This is a genomic window from Microvirga sp. Mcv34, assembly GCF_024519725.1.
Lineage (GTDB): Bacteria > Pseudomonadota > Alphaproteobacteria > Rhizobiales > Beijerinckiaceae > Microvirga.
This window is the reverse complement of the sequence record NZ_JALJRK010000153.1, coordinates 1-5641: the sequence shown is the minus strand read 5'-3', so window position 1 is coordinate 5641 and position 5641 is coordinate 1. Positions and strand designations below refer to the sequence as shown.

Sequence of the window (5641 nt, the reverse complement as noted above, 5' to 3'; positions counted from 1 at the left end):
CACTTATCTCATCCTGATCGCCGCTTCGGTAGGCGGCCATGACGCCACGCTTACGATTAGGGGGCGATCTCGACCTGATTTCAATTACAATCCTCATTCTCCGTTTTGACGCTCGATTGGAACGGGTTTGACCATGAGACGCCCCACACGCCGGGAGATCACCGAACAGGACTGCCAGATGCTGGACCGGCAGGCCCGATTTCGTCTGGCGGCAGATGCCGTGACCGCAGCATTCGCCGGGGTGCCTGAAGTCGAGGCGGTGGCGTTGATCGGCTCGGTTGCCCGGCCGTTGTGGCGGGAGGTCCCGCGCTTCCAGCCGTTCCGACACTGGGACGTTCCGGTCTGGCACGAATGCAAGGATGTCGATCTGGCGGTGTGGCTCGATCGCCTTGACCGACTCCTGGCCCTCACTCGCGCCCGCGGTGTCGCCCTCCACGAGTTGTTCAAGGAAAAGCAGATCGGGGTGGCTCACCATCAGGTCGAGATCTTCATCCTGCAGGGAGAGGCGAACGCCTATCGCGGTCGGCTCTGCTCCTTCTCACAGTGTCCGAAGGGCAAGCGGGAGTGCTTGGTCCCAGGCTGCGGACAGGATCTGTTCCTGCAGCAGCACGCCGGCTTTACGTTCTGGCCGGACGCACTGGCACCAGATAGAATCCTGCACCTGTATGATCGGCAGCGCGGGATCCTGCGACGTGCTTCTGAGACACCCGCCGCAGGATAGGGTGATCAGCTTGCGACAGGGTAACGCCTCGTCGGACAGATGGAGGCGAGGCATGAGCATCCGTGGCGCATCCCATCGACCCATGGTGCCATGCCTCGCATTAGGGCCTGATTAGGCGGAATGGCAATGTTCCGGACGAGATCGACGCCAATGCTGACGAATTCCAGTGATTCCTTGACGAGATTTCAGCCGTGTTCGGTGGCTATTGTGGTTTTTTAGAACGGACAGCGCGAATTGAACTATATCGGAGCTCGCTCAACCACAATGCCTAGGATTGAGTTGCGTCTCACCCCGCGGGGACACCTCCTGCTGGAGGAGGCGAACGACGCGCCAACCCTGGATAATACAGCGGCGGCACGGCTGGCGGAAGCGTTCGGCCGTGGCACCGGGCATGGGCTAATGCAGCTTGGCGCACGCGAAATCGGCCAATTCTTGCCGCCTGCCTTCACCTGGTGGCGCGATTTCGCTGTGCGCTATGTGGAGGCGGTCTGTCTTCACGGATCAGATGGGGGCGGAGAGGGGCCGTCCGCCGCTTTTCTGTCCGCCGTCGCCCCACCGGCCGAGGCCGAACTCGCTACACTCATGCTGACCGCCCCGATGATGCCGGGGGCGGAATACCTGACCGTCGACATCCTGCGTAAGCTGTGGGCCGACCTTGGCACCGCGTTCACCGCCTCGTTTGCAGCAGCTGGCACTGACCTGCAAGCGTTCCTCAAGACGCTGAACCCGGCCTGGAACCTGATCGGTCGAGTCCACTTCAATCTGGCCGAGAACCGCCGCGACCCGGAGCGGCCCTTTGCCTTCCTGGCCACCTACACCACGCGCCTGTCGGCCCAGGCGAGAGCCCAGCATGTGCCGCTCGGCCAAGCCTTGCGCGAATACGCCGGTGCTGCCCATCGCGACAAGCTATTGTCGCTCTTGATGCCGGTGCAGCGGGCGGCAGAGCGCGTCAGTTGGCTCAAGGCCATGGTCGATGCCGGTGAGATCTTTCATCCCTTACGCTGGAGCCCGGCCGAGGCCGCACGGCTTCTGGACAGCGTACCGGACCTGGAAAGCGCCGGTGTGGTCGTGCGCCTGCCCACTCAATGGCGCGCAAGCCGCCCGTCACGCCCGCAGGTCACCGCCACGGTTGGCGCCCGTCCGCCCTCCGGGACAGGCCTTGACGCCCTGCTCGACTTCCGCATGGACGTGACCCTGGAGGGTGAGCCGCTCACGGCTGAGGAAATGGCCACCTTGCTTGCTGGCACCGAGACGCTGGTGCTGCTGCGGGGTCAATGGGTGGAGATCGACCGTCCGCGTCTGGAACGCGCGATGCGCCGCTTGCAGGAGGTGCAGGACCTTGCCGAGCAGGAGGGGCTCACCTTTGCCGAGGCCATGCGCCTGTTGGCTGGCACTGAGCCCACCGGCGACGACGAGCCTGCCGCGGCTGCCGAGTGGTCGCAGATCACGGCCGGAGCGTGGCTGACCGAGACGCTGAGGGCGCTGCGCAGTCCCGACGGCGCCGGGATTGATCCCGGCCCGGCCCTGAAGGGACGCTTGCGCCCCTACCAGCAAGCCGGCGTCGAATGGCTTCACCTCCTGAGCGGACTTGGGCTTGGCGCCTGCCTGGCCGACGACATGGGGCTCGGCAAGACGATCCAGATTCTGGCTCTGCTGCTGATCCAGAAGCGGAAGGGAGCGGAACGCAAGCCGAGCCTGCTGGTCGCTCCGGCATCGCTGCTGGCCAACTGGGCGGCGGAGATCGAGCGCTTCGCCCCTGGGCTGAACGCGAGGATCGTGCATCCCTCGGCAATGGCGGCCGAAGACCTCAAGCAGGTGACGGTAGAGGGATTGTCCGGCCTGGATCTGGTGATCACCAGCTATGGCTCGCTGCTGCGCCTGCCGGTGCTGGGCGAAACGTCCTGGCGCTTCGTGGTGCTGGACGAGGCGCAGGCAATCAAGAACCCTAACGCCAAGCAGACCCGGATGGCCAAGGACCTGAAGGCCGAGGCACGCATCGCTCTGACCGGAACGCCGGTGGAAAACCACCTCGGCGACCTGTGGTCGATCTTCGACTTCATCAATCCCGGCCTGCTCGGCAGCGCGAAGGACTTCGGCCGCTATACCAAGGCCCTAGCCGAGCGGCCGCACAATCCCTACGGCCCGCTGCGTGATCTGGTCCGGCCCTACATCCTGCGACGGATGAAGACTGACAAGACTGTCATCACCGACCTGCCGGACAAGACGGAGGTCAAGGCGCTGTGCCCGTTGAGCCGCAAGCAAGCCGCTCTCTATGCCGGGACGGTGGCAGATCTGACCCAAGCCTTGCAGGACGCCGACGGGATACGGCGCAAAGGCATCGTGCTGGCGACGCTGATGCGGCTGAAGCAGATCTGCAATCATCCCTCGCAGTGGCTCAACGATGGCAAGTGGGCTGAGGCCGACAGCGGCAAGTGGGCTCGCCTGCGCGAGATCGCCGAGGTTGTCGCTGCTCGCCAGGAGAAGATGCTGGTCTTCACCCAATTCCGCGAGATGACGGCCCCGCTGGCCGCGTACTTGAGCGAGATCTTCGGCCGGAGCGGGTTGGTTCTGCACGGCGATACTGAGGTCAAGAATCGCAAGGCGCTGGTTCAGACCTTTCAGGAGGACGAGGCTGTGCCGTTCTTCGTCCTGTCCTTGAAGGCCGGGGGCTCAGGGCTGACGCTGACCGCGGCGTCTCACGTCGTCCACTTCGACCGGTGGTGGAACCCGGCGGTGGAGAACCAGGCCACCGACCGCGCCTTCCGGATCGGCCAGACGAACAACGTGCTCGTTCACAAATTCGTCTGCCAGGGCACAGTGGAGGAAAAGATCGACGCGCTGATCGAGGCAAAGAAGGGCCTGTCGGACGATCTGCTGGCTAATGGAGACGAGATCAACCTGACCGAGATGAACAACGAGGAGCTGCTCCGCATGGTGGCTCTTGATCTGAAGTCGGTCCTGGCGGAGTAAGGCAGATGGCCCCTTGGTTTGATGGAGCATGGCCCTCCTACGTTCCGGTTGCGGAGCGCCGGAAGCAAGCCGCGCGCGAGGTGGAGAAGCTGCGCAAGAAAGGGCACCCGGTTGCCCCTGTCGTCCTGGAGGGACGCACCATCGCCCGGACCTTCTGGGGCAAGGCGTGGTGCGACAACCTGGAGAGTTATCAGGATTTCGAAAATCGCCTGCCGCGCGGCCGCAGCTATGTGCGCAATGGCGCGGTGATCGACCTTCAGATCTCGCCGCTGGAGATCAAGGCGACGGTCAGTGGATCGTCGATCTACAGGGTCAGCGTCAGCATCACGGCGTTGGCGCCGACGCTGTGGCGGTCGATCTGCACGGATTGTGCCGGCGGCATCGACTCTCTGATTGAACTGCTGCAAGGCCGGTTCTCCAAGGGCGTGATGGAGCGGATCTGCTGCCAGGACCGGGGCCTGTTCCCCAAGCCGTCGGACATCCGGTTCTCGTGCACCTGCCCGGACGGAGCTCTCATGTGCAAGCACGTCGCTGCGGTCCTGTATGGCGTCGGCGCCCGGTTTGATGAGGCACCCGAGCTTCTGTTCCGGCTGCGTGCGGTGGACGAGAAGGATCTGGTCGCCGATCTGGACACGGCGCTGTCCATCTCGAGTCGGCCGGTCGATACGGGCAAGGTCCTGGAGACGGACGACATCTCGGCCTTGTTCGGCTTGGACATGGCAGAGACCGGAGGTGCAACCCCCGGCCATGATGCTATCCCAACTGTCCCTGAGCCAGTGGCCAGAACTGGCCAGAAGCGGACCGGCACGAAGGTAGCGGGACGCAAGGCCGTCGTTCGGTCCCGCCCGGCACCCGCTGCTCGAAAAGCGAACCCGCACGCCGTACTGCCGGCACGGCAGATCCGGAAAACCAGCAAGGCCAGTAAGGTGCCTCATTCTGCTGAGCCGATCGCGCAGGCTCGGCCTCTCGACGATTCCCCGATCCGAAAGGCGTCCAAGCGAGCCCAAGATCCCAAAATCGTGAAAGGCAAAGGGAAGCGGACCATGCCGAAGCCCGAGATCGAACTGACCCCGGATGGGTTCGTGAAGTGGTGGAAATGATCTCCCAACCCACCGGAATCAGGAGGGCCTGGAACCTCTGTCCACGGTGCGGCGAACTCCCTCCAAGCTTGGATCAGAGCGGCCGAATGCCCATATGAAGCCCATGCCGCACAAGCGATCTTCGCCCCGCACCCCTGACCTGTTCGAGGTCACCCTGACTATCCCGACGCCTTTGTCCGAACCGGCTCCGGCCAAGCCGGCGGCGCTGGCCAGTTTGTCCGACACTCAACTGGCCCGGCAGCTCGGGCAAGTTCTGGAGGAGGTGCAGCGCCGGATGGAGAAGGGCAGGGGCAGCCGACCTGAGTTGAAGGCGGCGATCAGAAACACCAGCGTAGCCCTTAAGCGCCTCAGTCCGCAGCCCTCAAAACAACGGGTCAAGTCCTCACGATCCGGCAAGAGCTCATCCACCTTACAGGAGGGGCAGCGCAAGGCGGTGCGGGCTGCCCTTCTGGCGGGGGTGGCGCCGTCACAAGTCGCCAAGCACTTTGGCCTGCCACTGGCGGCCGTCCGCAAGGCGCTTGAGGAGACCGCGTAGGCATCCGGGGCAGGGCACGCTCCCAATCTGGATCACATCCGGATACTTGTTCCCCAGCCTCATTGAGAGCCTCTGACTTTTAATCAGCGGGTCGCAGGTTCGAGCCCTACATCACCCACCAAATTTCTCAAGAAAATCAAAGACATTGTTGGTTCGAGGCCGGTGGCGCTCAGCGTACCCAATTCTCGGGTAACGCCTAGGGTAACGCGCGCCAAGCTCCCCGATGTGCCCGGGCGAAGCAGGGTCATTAGGCCGTCCCGCTAGTGTTGTGTCACTGACGGGTGATTCCGAAATCTGGTGGGCTGTGCGATGCTG

General features: G+C 63.7%; 4 protein-coding genes. All 4 read left to right on the top strand.

What is annotated here, in order from left to right:
• Window positions 1–178 precede the first annotated feature (178 nt).
• On the top strand, window positions 179–721 hold the full coding sequence (locus OC446_RS29015) for a hypothetical protein (RefSeq protein WP_262032394.1): 543 nt from the start codon (window positions 179–181) through the stop codon (window positions 719–721).
• A 279-nt stretch (window positions 722–1000) separates the two neighbouring features.
• Entirely contained in the window at window positions 1001–3691 is a 2691-nt protein-coding gene (locus OC446_RS29010; protein ID WP_262032393.1) for a DEAD/DEAH box helicase, read from the top strand.
• A gap of 5 nt (window positions 3692–3696) precedes the next feature.
• On the top strand, window positions 3697–4791 hold the full coding sequence (locus OC446_RS29005) for an SWIM zinc finger family protein (protein WP_262032392.1): 1095 nt from the start codon (window positions 3697–3699) through the stop codon (window positions 4789–4791).
• Window positions 4792–4885: 94 nt separating this feature from the next.
• Window positions 4886–5326 (top strand): hypothetical protein, encoded by a 441-nt coding sequence (locus tag OC446_RS29000; RefSeq protein WP_262032391.1) that lies wholly within the window; start codon window positions 4886–4888, stop codon window positions 5324–5326.
• The last annotated feature ends 315 nt before the right edge of the window (window positions 5327–5641 follow it).